This is a genomic window from Desulfonatronospira thiodismutans ASO3-1, assembly GCF_000174435.1.
In the GTDB taxonomy this organism is placed as follows: domain Bacteria; phylum Desulfobacterota; class Desulfovibrionia; order Desulfovibrionales; family Desulfonatronovibrionaceae; genus Desulfonatronospira; species Desulfonatronospira thiodismutans.
In genome coordinates, this window is record NZ_ACJN02000003.1 from 291,897 (window position 1) to 309,014 (window position 17,118).

At 48.0% G+C, this 17,118-nt stretch carries 27 protein-coding genes and 2 pseudogenes; 15 read left to right on the top strand and 14 right to left on the bottom strand.

All coding sequences use genetic code 11. The annotated features are described in order from the left end of the window. Positions 1 to 54: 54 nt before the first annotated feature. From tnpB to DTHIO_RS13190, 3 genes are all read right to left on the bottom strand, one after another. Positions 55 to 405 carry an IS66 family insertion sequence element accessory protein TnpB gene (gene tnpB / locus DTHIO_RS13180; protein WP_008868369.1) on the bottom strand — a complete coding sequence of 117 codons (351 nt, stop codon included), beginning with the start codon at positions 403 to 405 and terminating at the stop codon, positions 55 to 57. After that, positions 402 to 743: an IS66 family insertion sequence element accessory protein TnpA gene (gene tnpA, locus DTHIO_RS13185; protein WP_008870764.1), complete on the bottom strand. Its 342-nt coding sequence runs from the start codon at positions 741 to 743 to the stop codon at positions 402 to 404. Before tnpA ends, tnpB begins: the two co-directional genes overlap by 4 nt. A 262-nt stretch (positions 744 to 1,005) precedes the next feature. Beyond that, positions 1,006 to 1,329 carry a hypothetical protein gene (locus DTHIO_RS13190; RefSeq protein WP_008870765.1) on the bottom strand — a complete coding sequence of 108 codons (324 nt, stop codon included), beginning with the start codon at positions 1,327 to 1,329 and terminating at the stop codon, positions 1,006 to 1,008. 117 nt (positions 1,330 to 1,446) lie between these two features. Between DTHIO_RS13190 and DTHIO_RS19945 the strand changes: the two genes are divergently transcribed. The 3 genes from DTHIO_RS19945 (at position 1,447) to mazF (ending at position 3,137) form a co-directional block, all read left to right on the top strand. Further along, the gene (locus tag DTHIO_RS19945; RefSeq protein ID WP_008870766.1) at positions 1,447 to 2,367 is read left to right on the top strand and encodes a transposase; all 921 of its coding nucleotides are present in this window, start codon (positions 1,447 to 1,449) and stop codon (positions 2,365 to 2,367) included. A gap of 195 nt (positions 2,368 to 2,562) precedes the next feature. Beyond that, complete coding sequence (locus tag DTHIO_RS13200) at positions 2,563 to 2,802, top strand: AbrB/MazE/SpoVT family DNA-binding domain-containing protein (RefSeq protein WP_008870767.1); 240 nt, start codon at positions 2,563 to 2,565, stop codon at positions 2,800 to 2,802. Then, complete coding sequence (gene mazF / locus DTHIO_RS13205; protein ID WP_008870768.1) at positions 2,802 to 3,137, top strand: endoribonuclease MazF; 336 nt, start codon at positions 2,802 to 2,804, stop codon at positions 3,135 to 3,137. The genes DTHIO_RS13200 and mazF overlap by 1 nt, the downstream gene beginning before the upstream one ends. A gap of 209 nt (positions 3,138 to 3,346) precedes the next feature. Here the strand turns inward: mazF and DTHIO_RS22735 are convergent, their stop codons facing one another. Further along, on the bottom strand, positions 3,347 to 3,478 hold the full coding sequence (locus tag DTHIO_RS22735; protein ID WP_008870769.1) for a hypothetical protein: 132 nt from the start codon (positions 3,476 to 3,478) through the stop codon (positions 3,347 to 3,349). A 72-nt stretch (positions 3,479 to 3,550) separates the two neighbouring features. On the opposite strand from DTHIO_RS22735, the gene DTHIO_RS13210 reads away from it, so the two are divergent. The 9 genes and pseudogenes from DTHIO_RS13210 to DTHIO_RS22485 form a co-directional block, all read left to right on the top strand. Further along, positions 3,551 to 3,976, top strand: a complete 426-nt coding sequence (locus DTHIO_RS13210) for a hypothetical protein (RefSeq protein ID WP_040418625.1) — start codon at positions 3,551 to 3,553, stop codon at positions 3,974 to 3,976. Positions 3,977 to 4,078: 102 nt separating this feature from the next. Continuing rightward, entirely contained in the window at positions 4,079 to 4,237 is a 159-nt protein-coding gene (locus DTHIO_RS22105) for a hypothetical protein (RefSeq protein ID WP_208596419.1), read from the top strand. Then, positions 4,224 to 4,376 (top strand): hypothetical protein, encoded by a 153-nt coding sequence (locus DTHIO_RS22110; protein ID WP_208596420.1) that lies wholly within the window; start codon positions 4,224 to 4,226, stop codon positions 4,374 to 4,376. Before DTHIO_RS22105 ends, DTHIO_RS22110 begins: the two co-directional genes overlap by 14 nt. 5 nt (positions 4,377 to 4,381) lie before the next feature. Next, positions 4,382 to 4,954 carry a site-specific integrase gene (locus tag DTHIO_RS13220; RefSeq protein ID WP_008870770.1) on the top strand — a complete coding sequence of 191 codons (573 nt, stop codon included), beginning with the start codon at positions 4,382 to 4,384 and terminating at the stop codon, positions 4,952 to 4,954. Positions 4,955 to 5,474: 520 nt separating this feature from the next. After that, positions 5,475 to 5,768, top strand: coding sequence for an Arm DNA-binding domain-containing protein (locus DTHIO_RS20590; protein WP_008870771.1), 294 nt, complete (start codon positions 5,475 to 5,477; stop codon positions 5,766 to 5,768). Beyond that, entirely contained in the window at positions 5,761 to 6,762 is a 1,002-nt protein-coding gene (locus DTHIO_RS13225; protein ID WP_008870772.1) for an Rpn family recombination-promoting nuclease/putative transposase, read from the top strand. Before DTHIO_RS20590 ends, DTHIO_RS13225 begins: the two co-directional genes overlap by 8 nt. Positions 6,763 to 7,181: 419 nt before the next feature. Continuing rightward, complete coding sequence (locus tag DTHIO_RS13230) at positions 7,182 to 7,559, top strand: four helix bundle protein (protein WP_008870773.1); 378 nt, start codon at positions 7,182 to 7,184, stop codon at positions 7,557 to 7,559. Positions 7,560 to 7,825: 266 nt separating this feature from the next. Further along, positions 7,826 to 8,125, top strand: a pseudogene (locus DTHIO_RS13235) (hypothetical protein); the annotation flags it as partial. Between the two features lie 103 nt (positions 8,126 to 8,228). Further along, positions 8,229 to 8,465 (top strand): annotated as a pseudogene (locus tag DTHIO_RS22485) (hypothetical protein); the annotation flags it as partial. 157 nt (positions 8,466 to 8,622) lie between these two features. On the opposite strand, the gene DTHIO_RS22115 reads toward DTHIO_RS22485, so the two are convergent. Continuing rightward, entirely contained in the window at positions 8,623 to 8,784 is a 162-nt protein-coding gene (locus tag DTHIO_RS22115; protein WP_153305074.1) for a hypothetical protein, read from the bottom strand. A gap of 88 nt (positions 8,785 to 8,872) precedes the next feature. Between DTHIO_RS22115 and DTHIO_RS13245 the strand changes: the two genes are divergently transcribed. Then, positions 8,873 to 9,889: an Rpn family recombination-promoting nuclease/putative transposase gene (locus tag DTHIO_RS13245; RefSeq protein WP_008870775.1), complete on the top strand. Its 1,017-nt coding sequence runs from the start codon at positions 8,873 to 8,875 to the stop codon at positions 9,887 to 9,889. A 457-nt stretch (positions 9,890 to 10,346) separates the two neighbouring features. On the opposite strand, the gene DTHIO_RS22995 is transcribed toward DTHIO_RS13245, so the two are convergent. The 8 genes from DTHIO_RS22995 to DTHIO_RS13285 all read right to left on the bottom strand — a co-directional run bounded on the left by DTHIO_RS22995 (position 10,347) and on the right by DTHIO_RS13285 (position 14,360). After that, complete coding sequence (locus DTHIO_RS22995) at positions 10,347 to 10,514, bottom strand: DUF5615 family PIN-like protein (RefSeq protein ID WP_153305075.1); 168 nt, start codon at positions 10,512 to 10,514, stop codon at positions 10,347 to 10,349. Between the two features lie 12 nt (positions 10,515 to 10,526). Further along, on the bottom strand, positions 10,527 to 10,775 hold the full coding sequence (locus tag DTHIO_RS23000; RefSeq protein WP_008870776.1) for a DUF433 domain-containing protein: 249 nt from the start codon (positions 10,773 to 10,775) through the stop codon (positions 10,527 to 10,529). A gap of 281 nt (positions 10,776 to 11,056) precedes the next feature. Then, a complete protein-coding gene (locus DTHIO_RS13255; protein WP_008870777.1) occupies positions 11,057 to 11,587 on the bottom strand; it encodes a hypothetical protein in 531 nt (176 codons plus the stop codon). 345 nt (positions 11,588 to 11,932) lie between these two features. After that, entirely contained in the window at positions 11,933 to 12,376 is a 444-nt protein-coding gene (locus DTHIO_RS13260) for a PIN domain-containing protein (RefSeq protein ID WP_008870778.1), read from the bottom strand. Beyond that, positions 12,373 to 12,615, bottom strand: coding sequence for a DUF6364 family protein (locus DTHIO_RS13265; RefSeq protein ID WP_008870779.1), 243 nt, complete (start codon positions 12,613 to 12,615; stop codon positions 12,373 to 12,375). The genes DTHIO_RS13260 and DTHIO_RS13265 overlap by 4 nt, the downstream gene beginning before the upstream one ends. A 147-nt stretch (positions 12,616 to 12,762) precedes the next feature. Continuing rightward, positions 12,763 to 13,044 carry a CopG family antitoxin gene (locus DTHIO_RS13270; RefSeq protein WP_050775201.1) on the bottom strand — a complete coding sequence of 94 codons (282 nt, stop codon included), beginning with the start codon at positions 13,042 to 13,044 and terminating at the stop codon, positions 12,763 to 12,765. Between the two features lie 780 nt (positions 13,045 to 13,824). Next, the gene (locus DTHIO_RS13280; protein WP_008870781.1) at positions 13,825 to 14,127 is read right to left on the bottom strand and encodes a CcdB family protein; all 303 of its coding nucleotides are present in this window, start codon (positions 14,125 to 14,127) and stop codon (positions 13,825 to 13,827) included. Continuing rightward, positions 14,127 to 14,360 (bottom strand): type II toxin-antitoxin system CcdA family antitoxin, encoded by a 234-nt coding sequence (locus DTHIO_RS13285; RefSeq protein ID WP_008870782.1) that lies wholly within the window; start codon positions 14,358 to 14,360, stop codon positions 14,127 to 14,129. Before DTHIO_RS13285 ends, DTHIO_RS13280 begins: the two co-directional genes overlap by 1 nt. Positions 14,361 to 14,832: 472 nt before the next feature. Between DTHIO_RS13285 and DTHIO_RS13290 the strand changes: the two genes are divergently transcribed. Further along, positions 14,833 to 15,108 carry an AbrB/MazE/SpoVT family DNA-binding domain-containing protein gene (locus DTHIO_RS13290; RefSeq protein ID WP_008870783.1) on the top strand — a complete coding sequence of 92 codons (276 nt, stop codon included), beginning with the start codon at positions 14,833 to 14,835 and terminating at the stop codon, positions 15,106 to 15,108. After that, positions 15,105 to 15,503 (top strand): type II toxin-antitoxin system VapC family toxin, encoded by a 399-nt coding sequence (locus tag DTHIO_RS13295; protein ID WP_008870784.1) that lies wholly within the window; start codon positions 15,105 to 15,107, stop codon positions 15,501 to 15,503. Before DTHIO_RS13290 ends, DTHIO_RS13295 begins: the two co-directional genes overlap by 4 nt. 74 nt (positions 15,504 to 15,577) lie before the next feature. On the opposite strand, the gene DTHIO_RS13300 is transcribed toward DTHIO_RS13295, so the two are convergent. After that, entirely contained in the window at positions 15,578 to 16,879 is a 1,302-nt protein-coding gene (locus DTHIO_RS13300; protein ID WP_008870785.1) for an ATP-binding protein, read from the bottom strand. Between the last annotated feature and the right edge of the window lie 239 nt (positions 16,880 to 17,118).

Here is a 17,118-nt window from a genome sequence, read left to right on the forward strand (position 1 = left end):
AGTATTCATATACACACAACCATTTGGAATTGCAAGCTTTTTTTGCAAAAAAATCTAAAATAATGTGGAAAATTTTAACTCTTTGTGCCCCCTGACCTGCACAGGGTCCAGACCGTCTAAAAGCCAAACAAGCTGCCTCGCATCAAGCTCCATAACTTCCTGCTTTGATGCAGGCCACTTGAAGCTTTGCTTCTCCAGGCGCTTTTGCCACAGGCAAAAACCGTTTGTGTCCCAGTACAGGATCTTGATGATGGTTCGCTGCCTGTTGCAGAAGACAAACAGATGACCGGAAAAGGGGTCATGCTCCAGCTGAGCCTGGACCATGATGGACAACCCGTCTATGGCCTTGCGCATGTCGGTATGTCCGGTGACCAGATACACCTTGGCCTGACTTACCGCGATCACGTGATCTCCTCCAGAGTACGGACAAGCTTGGCCAGTACTTCCTGCTGGAAATCACCCGGGATATCCACTTGGTAACTATTGACCATCAGGCGCAGAGGCGTATGGGTTTTCTCCTGGACAACCTTCAGGGGCACCGGCACGATGGCATTTTCCTCCTGGGTTTTCCTGGAATAGGTGTGCCCAAGCTTTTTGCACCAGTAATAGAAGGCATGCTTGGACAGTTCTGCCCTGCGGCAGTATTCGGCCTTGGTCAGGCTGCCCTGCCTCCACTTGTTGATATGCGCGGACCAGAATCCGGCCCGCTCCTCAGGCGTGTACTTCTGTGACTTGGTTTGCATAACGGCCCCTCCTTGGTATTTGGGAGACCATTAGCACATCAGGCGGAGAAAAAAAGATGGGGTTAAATGGACGCTTACACATCTCCTGTTCTCATATTTTATAAACCAGACTCAGGAAGCATGCAAGCCCTTTCTTTCCCTACGTCCAATGCAGTGAAACAGGGAGGCGGAAACAGTTCCCTATCCTTTATTCCAGTGCTCCTCGGCCTTTGGTGATAGTGCAGTCGGCTGCAGGACAACACCCTCCTCCTGCAGCCGCCCCTCACATGCCCTGCAGGGCCAGAAAGATGAGCAGCAGCCCGCCCAGGGCAGCCAGAAGACCAAAGACCCTGGGGTGCCTTGCCGTCAGGTTCAGGTAGCCCTGGCGCAGGCGCTTAAGCAGGTTTATTATATCCTCTTTACTGATAAAACGGTTGGATTTTTTTTCCAGGGGCTTTAGCGCGCTGGGCCTTATGGTCACCACGACCCCGATGACTGCTATGGCCGCTCCAAAAATAAAGAAAACCACGGTCAGGGCCTGATAGAAAACAAGTAAGGAATTCTCTGCGGGAGCGGATCCGGACAGAAGCCAGGCTGCAAAACACAAGAGAACTCCCCCCAGGGGAAGAAGGGAAGAAGGGGACAGTCTCTTCTTGCGTTTTATTTCAGCTTATGCTATCCATTCTTCCAACAGCTCAACCACCAGCCTTAAAGGAGGTATCTCATGCCCCGCATAGCCCGTTTTATCCGTAATGACCGCCAAACCGTCTACCATGTCATATCACGTACTGCCCTGCCCGGCCTGCCCATCAAGGATACTGACAAGGATTATCTGCTGGGGCTTATCAAAAGACTGAGCAGGCTTTACTTTGTTGACGTGCTGGGTTTCGCAGTTATGGGGAATCATTTCCACCTGGTAGCCCGGATGCACCCTGAGGATGAAATTTCCAACTCAGACATCATCAAGAGATGGCAGGACTATTATGGTGACAAGGTCGAGATGCCTACTGACCGGATGGCTGAGGTCAAGAAGAGGCTTTGCAGCCTTGGGGCCTATGTGAAGGACATCAAGCAGAATTTTACCCGGTATTATAATAAGAAGCACAGGCGACAGGGATTTTTCTGGGGAGGCCGGTTTAAGAGTATGATTGTCCAGGAAGGCAGTACTCTTGTTAATTTGCTGGCCTATGTGGATTTAAACCCTATCCGTGCAGGTATTGTGAAGAAACCGGAGAATTACCGCTGGAGCTCACTTGGCTACCATACCCAGACCGGCAATAAAGACGGCCTGCTGGACATTGATTTTGGCCTCAAGGAGTGGAACGAGCTGGACCCCAAAGAGATTGTCCGCAAGTACAGGCAGTTTGTTTACGAGACCGGAGCAGTAGACGCCGGCAAAGGCAAGACCATTGATCAAAAGGTTGTGGAAAAAGCCAGGAAAAAAGGCTACAAGATATCCAGGACTGACCGGTTCAGATACAGATGCCGGTATTTTACCGATTCCGGGGTTATCGGCGGGAAGGACTTTGTGCAGGAAGTCTTTGACCAGGTTAAGCACTTGCTTGGTTCCAAGGATGAGCGGAAATTTACGCCGGTTGGCGGTGTCGAGGGTTTGTACTCTATGAAGAGGTTGGGCGCTTCATAGCCAGTGCCTTTTAATTTCCTCTTGCCTGCCCCTTCAACACTACTATATAACCGAGCAGATTCCGTGGATCTATGGATGATAGAAGTGAACTCTTTATTGCTACTTGCCAAATAATCCGGGATGTTCTATATAGTTATATGTTATGGAGAGAAATTGAGTTAACACACTCAAAGTGTTTAATAAAAGGAGTATGGTATGGAGGCAAAGGCAATTAAGGTGGGAAATAGATTGGCATTCATTGTACCTGAACCAATCGCCGAAAAGTGCGGAATTTTTGAAAACACCTCTGTTGATATTTCGCTAAGAGATGACGAAATTGTAGTCAGACCCCAGCGTAAAAAGTATATACTGTCCGAACTTTTGGCAGAAATCACCCCGGATAATATCCATAAAGAAGTAGGCAGTGGCGAACCTGTTGGACAGGAAATGCTTTAATGTATGTGCCTGATCGCGGTCATATCGTATGGTTGAACTTTAATCCCCAAACCGGGCATGAACAGGCAGGTCATCGCCCTGCACTGGTGCTTTCCCCTGCTTCATACAACGGCAAAACAGGACTCGCATTATTTTGCCCTATCTCGAACAAAATTAAAGGGTACCCTTTTGAGGTCATGATCAAAGGCCACACTTCAATCTCAGGTGTTGCCTTGGCTGACCAAGTCAAAAACCTGGATTGGCGCGCCCGTGGGCTGAAGTTTGCTGCTTCGGTGGATGAGAGCATACTCGAAGATGTTATAGCCAAGTTTGAAGCATTATTACGCTCTGCTTAATAAAAGAGAGTGAGCAATGGGACATTGTGTTTACCCGGTTGAACACAAAAAAAGCCAACAGGGACATTATGTTGCGAGTTTAGTTATGTTGCCAGTATCCCGCTATACCCCGCCTGTCTTTAGTATTTTTTTTAACATACCCTGCATACCCCGCCCTGATTGAATGCCCTAAGGTAAGTTTCGGCTCAACAGAATTAATCCACCCCGCCTCACCAGGTATAGACATATACCCCGCATACCCCGCCCTTGAGGTAGTTCCCGGAATGTTCAGTGGTCAGGCTCCAGTACTCAGCGCTGATCCCTGATTTTTTCTTGACCCCGCATGAATTCTTTCCATTCATTTTTCTTCTTTCCAAAACTACAACCTCTTGGAGTAACTGCTCCTGAAGGTTGTATGTCCAAAAAACGCTGCAGTGAGCCGGTGTCTTTTTCCCCTTACCAAACGTAACCCCGACCAGAAGTATTGCTCCAAGCCTGATTGCCAGAGAGCGCGCAAGCGCCGGTGGCAAAGAAAGAAAATGCAGGTGGACCAGGCCTACAGGCTCAATAAAAGGGCTTCAGACCAACGCTGGAGTGCCAGGAACCCTGACTACTGGAATAACTACAGGGAAAACAACCCTGACTATACTCGAAGCAACCGGGAAAAACAGCGATATAGAAACCGGCGCAGGAGGGCCATCGAATCCATTTCCAGCGAAATTGCAAAGCTGGACGCGTTATCAGCTGAAAACAGTGACATATCAGGAACTTACGCCATGATTTCTGTCCAGGATCTGCTGATTGCAAAGATGGACGCGAAAATCGTGAAAATCACAGAAGTATCAATGGGTTGCGCATGATTTGGTCCTGATTGCAAAGGTAGGACTCGATAGCCTCCACTGCCGGGGTGGTGATAGGGAAGTCAAATCTTAATCACTGACACTTATCTCGAGGAGGAAATCATGGCCCAAAGATATTCCAGAGAGGAACTGCAGCGGTTGCGAAACAAGGTTTTGGTCAATGACGTTATTGTCCATATCCTGGATATGCCCTCCAAAGTCAGGGACGGATACTTGCGCTTTCTGTGCCCGGCTTTGCTCCGAGTTTTTGACCGCCTGTAATCCCAGAACCAACCTGGCCAGGTGTTTTCGTTGCGAAAGAAATTTCAACCCCATTGACCTGGTCATGGTGGTCAAGGGCTTAAATTTCCGGGAGGCAGTGGAGTTTTTGCAGGACATGGAACAAAGGCTGGGCAGGTAGAGGTTATGCTGGACAGGCAGATCCAGGACTACCTGGAATGGATGAACAATGCCGGGTATGCTCCATGGACAATGGCCCAACACAGCCAAATTCTAAACCGGCTGCTGGACTTTGTGGTGCTAAATAGCATCCCCTGGGAGCGTACCTTTGCCCGGGATACCTTGCAGGCATTTAAGGACCATGTCCAGGTTAAGTATGCCGGGTTTGTCCTGCGCGGATTCATGCGCTACCTGCACCAGAATGGCATAATCTGCTTGCCGCCGGGTGCTTTGCCTGAAGGCAGAGGCAGGAGCAAGCTCCAAAGAGCCCAGCTGCCCAGGCTTTATGAAGAGTATCTCCAATTCTACACCCAAACCCGCCAAGTAGGAAAACAGCAGATTTACCGGGTCCAGGGGACTCTATCCGCACTTAATGACTACCTGCAAAACCAGGGCATGGAGCTTAAAGATCTGGATGTCTTACATATGGATGCTTTTCTGGCTGAGAGAAACAGGAACTTTGCTCCTGAAACCAGGATCAACCAGCGCTCGGTCCTCAGAGGTTTCCTGCGCTACCTGTTGATGAGGCCAGGTCTCTGAGACCAGCAACTGCTTGTTTTTATTAAGTTTAACCCTCTAAAATAGCCCATTTTCACCCCCCTGGTGTAATTCGCTACGCTCGTGACTGCGTCAATTACACTGGGTAAACTTACAGACAACTTTTGCCTCCGGCGCCACCCGGATCTATACGTAACCATCCAAGATTATTATCAATTAATATTAAAAATCTCTCGGATCAGTTAACCCCTCCCGCAGGCAACGCAAAAATATCCGTATTCCATAAAGCGGATAGTGCCCTACGAGTCTCATTTCCCCCTCACCCGATACGCCAACAACATAACCCTTTCTTACTGCCCCCTACGACTTCCTCACCGCAACCCAACGCTGCAGACCCTCAAGAATAGCCCTCACAGTCCCATATAGAGCTTCCAACCTTTTTCCCGACCAACTTACCTCATCTTTTTTCCTTCAAGGCCGCTATATGGCTTTGTGTGGATTCAAAAATTAAGCCTTCTTCGGTTGTAAGCTTGTAAGAGCACTATAACAAGGAGGTTTAATTATGCCGAGACAAAACTTGACCCCGAAATTCGTAACCAACCCACCTAAACCCACCGATAAACCCAAGACAGATTATTTCGACACACAGGTATCCGGCTTTATCCTGGAGGTAAGATCCAGCGGAAAGGCCACGTATTATCTGCGATACAGAGATGTTGCAGGGCAACTGAAGCAGGTAAAGCTTGGAACGCCTGAGACGCTTAGCCTTGATGGAGCCAGATCCAGGGTTTCCCTGGCACCTAAAAATTCTCCTTGCCTACCTGAAGACTATGCCTTATTCTCCCTTTATGAGTGATACAAGCAAATACCATGATCATACTTTCAGGGCGATACTGGGACGAGAGCCCGTGGCAAGGGATTTCGTAAGGTATCATCTGCCGGAAGAGATAACCAGGGACATGAACCTGGATACTGTCAAGGTGTCCTCCAGGTCATATGTCAGCGACAATCTCAAGGAGAGCATGACCGATCTTGTGATCACCCTGCAACTCAATACTGGGGAGCCTGCGGAGATCTATATTCTGGTGGAGCACAAGAGTGATCTGGATGCCTGGACCAAGATCCAGCTATTCAAATACATGAACGAGGTCTGGCAGAGCTTTATCCAGAAGAAAACCGGAACCCTGCCGATCATAGTTCCTCTGGTCTTTTATCACGGAACAGCCAGGTGGAATTATAGCCTGGAGTTTTCTGACCTCTTTAATCTGCCGTCTAAGCATTACAGGAAGTATATTCCAAAGTTTGAACATCTCCTGCATGAAGTCCCGGAAATCAATAAGAAGAAGGCCAAGACCTCCATTACCCTTGAGGTTTTTCACCTGGTCCTTGAATACATATTTTATCCGGAAAAGAGAGATCAGATATATGAAGCTTTAGAGCTGTTGTTTAAAGGTTTGGATGCCAAAGAGGCTCATGAAATCTTTGCAATCTTGATCAAGTACTTGCTTATAGCCACAGATGAAACGCCCGAAGAGGCAGAAGAGAAGGTCAAACATCTTCCCAAAGGAGGAGAAACCGTGAAGACCACAGCAGAAGTATTAAGACAGGAAGGGTACCACGAGGCAATAAAGGAAAAGCCTATGTGGCAGAAGGAAGCCAAAGTGGAGAACTCTCAAGAAAACCTTATAGATGTCGCCACAGAAGTATACGGCCCTTTACCTGGCTCACTCTACGAAAAAATCAAATCCATTCAATCCCTGGAGAACTTAAGGGCTCTGAACAGAAAGGTGATCAGAACCCAATCCCTTGAAGAATTCTCTGAGCTCGTAAATCGTGCAGCACAGAATTAACCTGTGCCCAGGGCGCAACCGCCATGCTGGCCCAGGCTAACACCCTGCCCCAGATGGCCATGCAGCTCATGGGCTAAACCCAAACCAGATAAACCTTTATCCCAAAAGGGCCGGGCCTCCCCGGCCTTTTTTTGTGCTTTCAAAACCGGGCTGCAATAGGCTTCGACCCGGCGGCTGAGCACGAAAGAGAACTCGCAACATAAGGGACAGTCACTATTTGCGTTTTATTTCAGTTTATGCTGTCCATTCTTCCAACAGCTCAACCACCAGCCTTAAAGCTCAACCACCAGCCTTAAAGGAGGTGCTCCATGCCCCGCATAGCCCGCTTTATCCGTAATGACCGCCAAACCGTCTATCACGTCATATCCCGTACTGCCCATTGAGAAGGAATCAGGAGTCAGGGGACAGGAGACAGAAAGATGGGAGTGCAGTCAGTCAAGGAATTAATCGTTTATCAAAAGGCATACAAACTGGCGATGCACATATTCGAGATCAGCAAAATGTTTCCAGATGAAGAAAGGTATGCTCTGACAAGTCAGATCAGACGTTCTTCACGTTCAGTGTGCTTGAATTTGCGTGAGGCATGGGCCAAGAGACGGTACGAAGCACACTTTATTAGCAAACTTACAGATTGCGATGGTGAAAACAACGAGACAGATACATCTCTGGATTTTGCTAAAGATTGTCAATACATAAAAAATGAGCAACATGCAGAACTAACCTCACTGTGTAAAGAAATCGGCAATATGCTGGGCAGCATGATCAACAATCCCCAACCTTTTATACTTAACAAGTAGATATTCTTTTCATTCTGCTTCCTCCCGACTTCAATCGACCCTCTTCTGCTTCCCCTGTCTCCTGTTTCCTGACACCTATCTTCCTCGTCCCTATCCGTGCTGGAATAGTAAAGAAACCCGAGGATTACCGCTGGAGTTCACTTGGCTACTTCACCCGGTTAAATGCTGCGTAGCAGCCCTCGCACAGATCAGCTCCCCTCCTGTACATCACATCACTACTTTTAAATTTCCCCAAATCGAAATTATGCACATTTTATGTGCGAGGATTTAACTGGGCAAGCACCCAGGCCGGCAATAAAGATCCCAGTGAAATCCCGCTTTGCGGGTCACTTCGAGAATTTCACAGGACAAGCGGCTTGCTGGATATTGATTTCGGGCTCAAGGAGTGGAACGAGCTGGACCCCAAAGAGATTGTCCGCAAATACAGGCAGTTTGTTTACGAGACCGGAGCAGTAGACGCCGGCAAAGGCAAGACTATTGAAAAAAAGATTGTGGAAAAGGCCAGGAAAAAGGGCTATAAGATATCCCGAGTAGAGCGCTTCAGGTACAGATGCCGGTATTTTACCCGGTTAAACACCCAGCACTCACTTTAATATTTTCGGCTCCATCATAAACAAACAAATGGAAAAGTGAGTGCTGGGTCACGCGGAGCCGGGTTTAACCGGGTAAACCGATTCCGGAGTTATCGGCGGCAAGGATTTTGTCCAGGAGGCCCCAGTAAAATGGGAAGAAATTTTACGGGGTAAATATTTGACCAGGTCAAGCACCTTCTTGGCTCCAAGGATTCACCCAGTTAAACAGACCTCCGGTCTACGGCTTCGCCGTGTTTAACCGGGCAGGCGCAAATTCACGCCCGTAGGCGGTGTGGAGGGTTTGTACTCTATGAAGCGATTGAAACAAACTTAATAAAGGTCCAGTAAAAATTGCAGATTTGAATAAAGCTTAGCCGGACATAAATCTGGGTTCACTTCTGCAGTCTTTGACTCAACTTGCCCACGGCGGTGCAATAGGCTTCTATGTCCGTGATGCAAACAAAAAACCAGCCATAAATTTCAATCAGACCTTAGCCGAACTGGTATCCCGAGGCGCATCTTACAGGTACCTGGGCCTGCCTGGTATCGGTACTGGCATAAACCTTGACGTGATCCAGTGGATGGCTATTGATGTCACCGGATTTCTGCCAGTCAGTAACGGAATAATCAGCTGCGGATGAATATATGAACATTTGAATTTTCAAAATATCAACTTTTGCATAAGTTGAGATCTTTGTGAAAGTGCTTGCCAACCCGATTTAAAAGGAATATTCTACCAGTATGAGCACGACAAATATTCATGACAGCACCATCAAGTACTTTTTGTCGGATCGGCTGAATGCCATCAGCTTATTAAAATCCATGCTTCCTGAAGAAATCGTGAAGCAGCTTGATTTTAATAAGATTTATTACGAGAAGGACTCATATCTGCCCAAGAGCCTGCAGGGTTACTATTCCGACCTGGTTGTCAGCGTGCCGACCAAATGCGGTTCATATGTAGCCAAGGTATTTTTCCTCCTGGAGCACAAAAGCACCTTCAAGAAGAATACCCCGCTGCAGTTTCTGAGGTATATTCTTGAGTTCTGGGAGCAATACCAGAAAAATACCGGTGAAACCAGATTGCCGGTTATTATCCCGATATTGATAGCTCATCCAGAGGAGGGCTGGAAGCCCACCAAGGTGTCAGACCTGGTAGACCTGCCCTCTGATGATTTCAAGATTTTCGTTCCTGATTTTAACTTTTTGTTGTATGATGCGGTAAATGATGACCCGGAAGACTACGATTTTGATGAAACTTTAAAAGCTCTTTTTACCCTCTGGCGGTACTCCAGGTCTCCAGAATTCATGCAAGGGGTCCAAAAAGCCTTTCAATTGATAAAGAAGGTTGATCCCAAGGCGCGCTTGCTTGATTTTGTGCAAATGATATTGCACTACCTGGAGGTAACCAGGGACGAAAAGGAATATATTGACATACAAAAGATTGCCGAAACCGAGATAGACGAAGGGGAGGAATATATGGGAACCATAGCTGAAATGTTTAGAAGAGAAGGGGATGAGAGGACAGAACAGAGGTTTTTACAAGAAAAACCTATATGGGAGAAGCAGAGTGAGCTTAAAGCAACCCAAGAAACCCTTATAGATATCGCCACTGAAGCATACGGCCCTCTACCCGATATACTTCACGAAAAGATCAAGTCCATTCAATCTCAGGAGAACTTAAGGGCGCTAAACAGAAAGGTGATCAGAACCCAGTCCATGGAAGAATTCACTGAGCTCGTAAACAGAGCAGCACAATAATAACAAAAGACTCTTCCCATCCGCAAAAAGGTCACACTGTAATGGTGTGACCTTTTTTTGAACTGGGCCAGGTCTCTGAGACCAGCAACTGCTTGTTTTTATTGAGTTTAACCCTCTAAAATAGCCCATTTTCACCCCCCTGGTGTAATTCGCTACGCTCGCGACTGCGTCAATTACACTGGGTAAACTTACAGACAACTTTTACCCTGGATAACATCCTGCACCACACTCAACATTCTGAAATAACACATTATTTACCGCAAAACTCTCTCGAATCAAAAATCACCATTCAAGCATATTATTGCTTGAAAATCCGCACTTTATTCCGAGTTGCGACAACCAAACATCCATGCCAGTGTTCAATGTGATGCGTATTCACCAAGTCCATGAGCAAGCGTTTGATCTCGTTAGCACCAGGGTTTCTCAAGCGCAAAAGCAATATACCATAATGAGTGCCTTAAATAAATTTGCGTGTACCGGAAAAATCCAGGTCTTGCGTGATCAAAAAACGCTGCTCATTTTGGCAAATATTCCAAAGCGTCTTGTCGTCCACACCGACCAATCCTTCATCAATTACAGCATGGATATCGCCGGATATATTCGCCAAGGCGCGTTTGGCGGACAAAGGTATATTTCATCAAGCTTGATTTTCATGAAAAAACGTCGGAACCTGTTGTACCGGGAGATCTTCTTCAGCGGATGCTGCGGCGAACCGGATGGCCGCCCACAAATGTTCCTCTGTCAAAGATGGAAAATCAGACAGGATATCTCCGACTGTAGCCCCCTCGGCCAGTGAAGCAAGTATGGTGCGCAAGGTAACACGGGTTCCGACGAAAACAGGTTCTCCACCACAAATGCCATTATCTCTGATGATTATTCCATCCATAATTCACCTCTCAATAAAATGAACGGCTGTTGGGTCAAGACCTCTGGGGCTTGGGGTCTGCCCCTGATCTGTTTCTGCACCTATCGATGCATGAATGAAAAACAACATTTGTTGTTGAAGGTATGCAAAAAAATATGCAATTGACTGATATCCTTGCTTTATTGATCTCATTTTCCCAGTCAACCCCCAGTTAAGTGTTAGCACCCTTTATTTGACATTTCGCGTCAAGCGCAAAGTGTCAAACAAGCTCCAGGGGCATACTTTTCCACTGCAGCCGGCCATCACATGCCCTGCAGGGCCAGAAAGATGAGCAGCAGCCCGCCCAGGGCAGCCAGAAGACCAAAGACCCTGGGGTGCCTTGCCGTCAGGTTCAGGTAGCCCTGGCGCAGGCGCTTAAGCAGGTTTATTATATCCTCTTTACTGATAAAACGGTTGGATTTTTTTTCCAGGGGCTTTAGCGCGCTGGGCCTTATGGTCACCACGACCCCGATGACTGCTATGGCCGCTCCAAAAATAAAGAAAACCACGGTCAGGGCCTGATAGAAAACAAGTAAGGAATTCTCTGCGGGAGCGGATCCGGACAGAAGCCAGGCTGCAAAACACAAGAGAACTCCCCCCAGGACGGTCACGGGGCCGGTGATCCTGTGGTGGCGGTAATAATAGCGCTCCAGGCGGATGCTTGGATTGACCGCCTGCAACGCTTGACGCACGGGGAGACTAAGCCTGTTCACCGCGCCGGGCCGCACGAGAACCACAATCCCGCAGGCCAGGGCCAGCAGGCCGGCTGTAAGAAAAAGCAGGCTAAGGATCAATGTTTAAGCCTCACAGGGTTATGTCCGGAGTCACCGGGGATCACGCGCTGACAGCAGTGCAATCAAAAGCTGGAATACAGCAGGCAGCCACAAACCTGCCCGGGCTGGACATGTACAGCATTCAATGTCCCTGAGACATCCATAATATGCAGGATGACACAAGAAGTGTTCTATTTAATCCCTGGCTCATAGTAAAGCAGGTTTTTTAGCCCATGACAATTGATGTGATTGTTGTGACAGAAACGTGAATCTGTCCTGTTTTTTGATCTGCTCCCAAGGGTATTGTGAGCGTCCATTTAACCCCATCTTTTTTTCTCCGTCTGAATAGTTACCACCAAATCAAGCTTAGACAGAGATGTATTCAGACAAATCGAATCCGTCTTCCAGAGGATTGAGCACGACAATCCCGGCATAATACTGAGCAATGCTCAAGTCTTCCGAAAAAATGACCTCACAGTCGGCACTTTCAGCAGCAGCTATTATCCCCGCGTCCCAAAAAGAGATTTGATAGGATTTGGAAAGCTCTACAGCGCGGCGGACCAACCTGGGTGCCGGCGTTACCATTCTCAGGATTTCAAGGAGCCTGAGCTGTCTCATGACCACCGGAGTATCCTGATTGAGTTTTTTAAGAGCAATGTTTGCGTACTCCTGAAGAACCTGGATGGAGATAAACCCATTTCCGGCCCTCATGCAAGCGCTGATGGTCTCTATAGCCCGCGATTGCCTGGACTTGGCCCGGGTGTCATTGGCATAGACCACAATGTTGGAATCTATGAAACACCTTTTCATGGCCCGTCTTCCCCCCGGGCATGAGCATCTTCGCGGTCGAAAACATATCCTTCCGGACTTGTTCCGCCGCACTCTCTGGCCAGCCGCTCAAACTCCCGGGCACTGGACTCCTTGTCTCCCATTGCAGCTGTATATTCCAGATATTCCCGGATCAGCTGATTGAGGCTTGTTCCCCGCTGGGCAGCGTACTCCCTTGCCTTCTGGATAAGCTCTTTGTCCGCGGATAAAGTAATATTCATTGTCACCTCCCTCACACTGACGTTCCTTATGTGTTATAAGTGTGAGAATAATTAATCCTTCAGCTCCATGTCAAGGATCAAACATTTTAGATTCAGGCATTCTGGGATTCGTTGTCAATAGTCGGTGAGCTGTGATCCACACACCCATCACTCCGGGGATTCTTTCAGAAAACCGCTGGCATATTTATGCAGAACACTTCCGATTAAAGTCTGGTACGGTATGCCTTCCCGGGCAGCCTTTCGCTGCAATGCGTTCAGATCGTTTTCCGATATACGTATATTGATCTTGCGGGTCTTTTTCATAGTGTTTCTGGCTACTGCCTGGAAATCGGTTTGAGAATACGAGGGGCTGAGCCGGCCCTGCTCATACGCCTCCAGAATCTCACTCTCATATCCGTCCAGATTCATCTTTTTATTATCTTCACTCATCCACCCCTCCCAAATATTTTTTGGTCGCCTTTCTGCTCGGGATAATTGTTTCAAAAATATATCACCCTGTCCGTCAAACACAAAAGGAACCAGATAAGCATATCCTTGCATATCCACAATCATGATTTTTTGACCAGGATACCTTTTTTGATCAGGGTGATCCACTTCAACGACCTTGTTTCCTGCTTCAATCCCTTGTACTATCTCTTCAAACGTAATCCCCCTCTCTTTAGCCAAGAGCTGGTTTTTTTCCGTGTTCCATTTAAAGGACTTCATTATGTTAATTTATGACAAAAGGTATACAAAGTCAATTTAATGCCCGCGTAAAGTGGGGATACTCCCATACACCTCCACATTCTTCTCCCTGCCTCAAGATCATGGCTCAATGCTCAAAGCCCTCTTCCTCACTCACATACCCCCATGCCTTCTTCCCCATGTTCTATGCCCCATGCCTTCTTCCCCAATCCCTCAATCCCCCAATCCCTCAATTCCTCAATCCCCCAATCCCTCAATTCCTCAATCCCCCAATCTCCCATGCCCTATGCCCCATGAGCTCTGCCCCAATTCATCATTCCGCATTCATCACTCATCATTCATCATTCATCATTCATCATTCCCCAATTCCCGATCCCTTAGCGCTTTGCCGGAAGTGTAAAACCAAGCCCCTTCATTTGACACTTCGCGTCAAGCGCATGGTGTAAATTAGGGTCCAGGTGTCAGATATTTCAAATTAAATCCAGATCACAGTAGATGATTGGCGGTGAAAAGGACAGGAGTGCATCAGATACCGGTGAAGAGCATATCCAGGGCAGCAACGATCTGGTTGCGCTGTTCAGAGACAGAACCTATGTTTTTGCCCAGTGTGTTGCTTTTAACAGCGGCCAGCAAATGGGTAAGAAGAATATATTCCCTGCCGTTTAAGATTAACACAGGATTTACAATATTCATCCGCGGGGTTAACATGTTGGGAGGAACCAAAGGAGCGACCACACGAGTCGAAAGATTTTTCAGCATGTCATCCTGCAGATCGAGCAGTAACTCAACCTTCTTGCTCCGGCTCTTGTAAACATCGAACTGAGGCATCAGAACATCCTGGAGCCATCACTCCACAAGCCATGCTCATCCACATAACGGTTAGCCGCTTCCATGGCCTCCCGGTTTTCTTTCATCCAGGTCAGACGATCCTGCTCTTTGAGGATCTTTTGCAGGCTTTGTTCCAAGGTCTGGGACAGGTTGATGTTACTGGAGCGCGCCTTGTGCAAAAGATCGCCCCTGAGGCGTAAATTAACCGGCTGTTTCCGGGTGGTGTTTTCCATGCCTGCCTCCTGTGCGCACAATTTACCCACACTTTGTCCTAAAAAAACTCACGGTCAAGATTGTATGCCTGGGGCATAGGGAGCACGCTGCCAGTATTGGGAAACAGTAAATCCTGAATTCCTGACATTATGCGCTTTGCCCATTGTGTACAACAGCTTGATTTCACTTTACAATTCGCTACAATTCGCGTCAAGCGCAATATGTAAAGGCAGCCATGTTCTGCCTCTACAGATCTTTTTCTATTCATTTTTTACAACAAGGGCAAGTCTCTGTGAGCCGGACACCTCTGGACTGGTTGCACCGCACCCCTGTCTTTACACTCCGCGCTTTGCCGGAAGTGTAAAACCAATGCCCTTTATTTTACACTTCGCGTCAAGCGCGAGATGTAAAGGAACTACTTGTTTGTTGACAATTCTCTGGGTATTTCTTACTTTTGTGCTTAAAGTAATGATTTTATGAGGGAGGTAAGAAATGGCTTTGGAAAGCAAGGTGACCAGTAAGGGACAGGTGACTATTCCCAGGGATATCAGGGACAGTATGGGGATCGGTTCCGCCGGCAGGGTCAGTTTTACTGATCTCGGCAATGGCCTGGTTCTCATCAGATCCTGTGATAAACCTGCTTCGGAAATATTCGGCATGCTCAGTGACAAACCCAGGACGCGCAAGGATGCTCTGAGCATTGAAGAAATGAATGAGGTCATAAAAGAACAAAGGCTTGAAGCGGGCAGTCGCGGGACAGGTGTATGATAGCTCTGGACACTAATGCTTTAGTGCGGCTGGGCGTGGAGGATGATCAAGCACAGGCCGCCAGAGCCAGACGCCTGGTCAGTGATGCAGAGAACCGGGGAGAGAAAGTATTGCTTCTGTCCGGGGTTCTGCTGGAGATGGTCTGGGTTCTTTCTAAGGGTTACGGCTTTCAACGCACTGATATCGCTCATCTTCTGGACGCACTTTTGTCATCTCCGACTTATGAGGTGGAAAATCGAACCGCTGTCCAGGTGGCAAGCCTACGTTACAGAATGGAAGGCGACTTTGCAGATCTTCTATTTGTCGAAATGGCCAGGGACAGAAAGGCAAGAGCCTTTTTCAGCCTGGACAACAGACTGATTAATCTTTTTCCGGACTACGCCCGGAAAATATGAATGCTGCAGCAACAAACATAACGAATGGCCCCTGACCCGCATTCTGAGCCGGCCGTTCACACCATTTTCTCCGGCTACTGTACAAGGGCCCACTTCCAGGCCGGGAGCACATGTATGAGCCCTGCATCGGTATCAACGTACTTTTCAGTATTAAAAGTCACTATGCAGGCCTCAGGAACCTGACATTCCCGCATGGCTTCAGACAATGCTGTTATTTCCCGCTGGGCCGTCTTTTTATCCTCCATCCACGCTGCTGACTGGATCAGGCTGATTTTTCCGGAGGTATCCTGGACATAAAAATCCACTTCGCGCCCGCTCTGTGTGCGGTAGTATTCGATCCACTGTGTTCTACGGCGCAGTTCCATGAACACAAGATTTTCCAGAAGACGGCCCCAGTCGGGAGAAGTGCTCCGGGAACAGGCCCGGATCATACCGGTATCCACCGCGTAAACCTTTCTGGGGTTGACCATCCTGGAGCGCTCTGAGCCCGAATGAATGCAGACCGGGAAAAAAAGATAGGTATCAGCCAGGTAGTCAAAAAACTCGTGCAGGGTGTTCTTACCGCAGGCTATACCTTGTGATTTCAGATCATTGTAGAATTTCTGCACACTGAACAGCCCGGCAGGCGAGTTCATCAGGTGCCGGATCAAATACCGCAGGGCAACAACATTGGAAATCCCGCGACGTTCCACCAGGTCCCGCAGGACCACAACATCCAGATATTCCTGCAGCACCCGGATGCGATACTCATCATCAAGTCCCTGAATTTCCGGGAATCCACCAGCGGATAGATAGGATATAAAACGGTTTTCCAGCAATGCCCGACGTCTGGAACCCGGCTGCCTGTCCATGCTGGTATCTATACCCTCATGCGCCAGGAATTCAGAAAAGCTGAAAGGAAAGATTTCCGTGGTCAGAGAGCGTCCTCTCAGACTGGTTGCAATCTCGGTGCTCAAAAGTCTGGCGGATGATCCGGTCAGGCAGATGTGGGCATTTTCTGAATCAAGCAGCCTGCGGACGAAAAGTTCCCAGCCCTGAACATTGTGAATCTCATCAAAAAAATACACGCACTGTCTTTCTTTTAGCTGTGGATAACGCCGGTAAAAGGTGTCCGGTATCTGTTGCAGATCTGAGGCGGTCATAGGCATGAGGCGCTCGTCTTCAAAATTGAGGTAAAGCGCAGCTTGTGCAGGAAACCCTTCTTTGATCAGATCGCCCATGACTTGATACAGAAACCATGTTTTGCCGGACCTGCGCATCCCGATCACGGTATCGATCTTGCCCGGAAGCCAGGGCAGCCCGGCCTGCCTTGGGGTCACATCCGGCAGTTCCCGTTCATGAAAATCAGCTATCAGCTGATCTATTATAGTCTGCATGCGCAATATCTATCTTTTTCTCAAAGACATGTAAAGTCAAATTTGTCTTTTTATTAGAGATGAGTCTGGATCCTCGTTAAGAAGAGATTTTGCCCACCCCAGTACCTTCACAAGGCTGAATTTCTTCCATTCAACCGGGGTGGGCAGTTTCTTGTGCCCCCGCAGGGGCCTCTTTGTCCGCGTGGCTTACTTTGGTTCCTGGTTCGTAGTTCCTGATCAGCAAAGAACGTAGAGCCAAA

What these genes read in the sequence shown, in the direction of transcription:
- DTHIO_RS22105 (WP_208596419.1), top strand. Translation starts at nt 4,079, where the DNA reads ATGGCCCAAAGATATTCCAGAGAGGAACTGCAGCGGTTGCGAAACAAG.
- DTHIO_RS13260 (WP_008870778.1), bottom strand. Translation starts at nt 12,376, where the DNA reads ATGAAAAGGTGTTTCATAGATTCCAACATTGTGGTCTATGCCAATGAC.
- DTHIO_RS13220 (WP_008870770.1), top strand. Translation starts at nt 4,382, where the DNA reads ATGCTGGACAGGCAGATCCAGGACTACCTGGAATGGATGAACAATGCC.
- DTHIO_RS22115 (WP_153305074.1), bottom strand. Translation starts at nt 8,784, where the DNA reads ATGTTCATATATTCATCCGCAGCTGATTATTCCGTTACTGACTGGCAG.
- DTHIO_RS13280 (WP_008870781.1), bottom strand. Translation starts at nt 14,127, where the DNA reads ATGCCTCAGTTCGATGTTTACAAGAGCCGGAGCAAGAAGGTTGAGTTA.
- DTHIO_RS13285 (WP_008870782.1), bottom strand. Translation starts at nt 14,360, where the DNA reads ATGGAAAACACCACCCGGAAACAGCCGGTTAATTTACGCCTCAGGGGC.
- DTHIO_RS20590 (WP_008870771.1), top strand. Translation starts at nt 5,475, where the DNA reads ATGCCGAGACAAAACTTGACCCCGAAATTCGTAACCAACCCACCTAAA.
- DTHIO_RS13300 (WP_008870785.1), bottom strand. Translation starts at nt 16,879, where the DNA reads ATGCAGACTATAATAGATCAGCTGATAGCTGATTTTCATGAACGGGAA.
- DTHIO_RS22735 (WP_008870769.1), bottom strand. Translation starts at nt 3,478, where the DNA reads ATGAATGGAAAGAATTCATGCGGGGTCAAGAAAAAATCAGGGATCAGC.
- tnpA (WP_008870764.1), bottom strand. Translation starts at nt 743, where the DNA reads ATGCAAACCAAGTCACAGAAGTACACGCCTGAGGAGCGGGCCGGATTC.
- DTHIO_RS13270 (WP_050775201.1), bottom strand. Translation starts at nt 13,044, where the DNA reads ATGAGTGAAGATAATAAAAAGATGAATCTGGACGGATATGAGAGTGAG.
- DTHIO_RS13225 (WP_008870772.1), top strand. Translation starts at nt 5,761, where the DNA reads ATGAGTGATACAAGCAAATACCATGATCATACTTTCAGGGCGATACTG.
- DTHIO_RS13200 (WP_008870767.1), top strand. Translation starts at nt 2,563, where the DNA reads ATGGAGGCAAAGGCAATTAAGGTGGGAAATAGATTGGCATTCATTGTA.
- DTHIO_RS13290 (WP_008870783.1), top strand. Translation starts at nt 14,833, where the DNA reads ATGGCTTTGGAAAGCAAGGTGACCAGTAAGGGACAGGTGACTATTCCC.
- DTHIO_RS13295 (WP_008870784.1), top strand. Translation starts at nt 15,105, where the DNA reads ATGATAGCTCTGGACACTAATGCTTTAGTGCGGCTGGGCGTGGAGGAT.
- mazF (WP_008870768.1), top strand. Translation starts at nt 2,802, where the DNA reads ATGTATGTGCCTGATCGCGGTCATATCGTATGGTTGAACTTTAATCCC.
- DTHIO_RS23000 (WP_008870776.1), bottom strand. Translation starts at nt 10,775, where the DNA reads ATGGATGGAATAATCATCAGAGATAATGGCATTTGTGGTGGAGAACCT.
- DTHIO_RS13265 (WP_008870779.1), bottom strand. Translation starts at nt 12,615, where the DNA reads ATGAATATTACTTTATCCGCGGACAAAGAGCTTATCCAGAAGGCAAGG.
- DTHIO_RS13230 (WP_008870773.1), top strand. Translation starts at nt 7,182, where the DNA reads ATGGGAGTGCAGTCAGTCAAGGAATTAATCGTTTATCAAAAGGCATAC.
- DTHIO_RS13245 (WP_008870775.1), top strand. Translation starts at nt 8,873, where the DNA reads ATGAGCACGACAAATATTCATGACAGCACCATCAAGTACTTTTTGTCG.
- DTHIO_RS19945 (WP_008870766.1), top strand. Translation starts at nt 1,447, where the DNA reads ATGCCCCGCATAGCCCGTTTTATCCGTAATGACCGCCAAACCGTCTAC.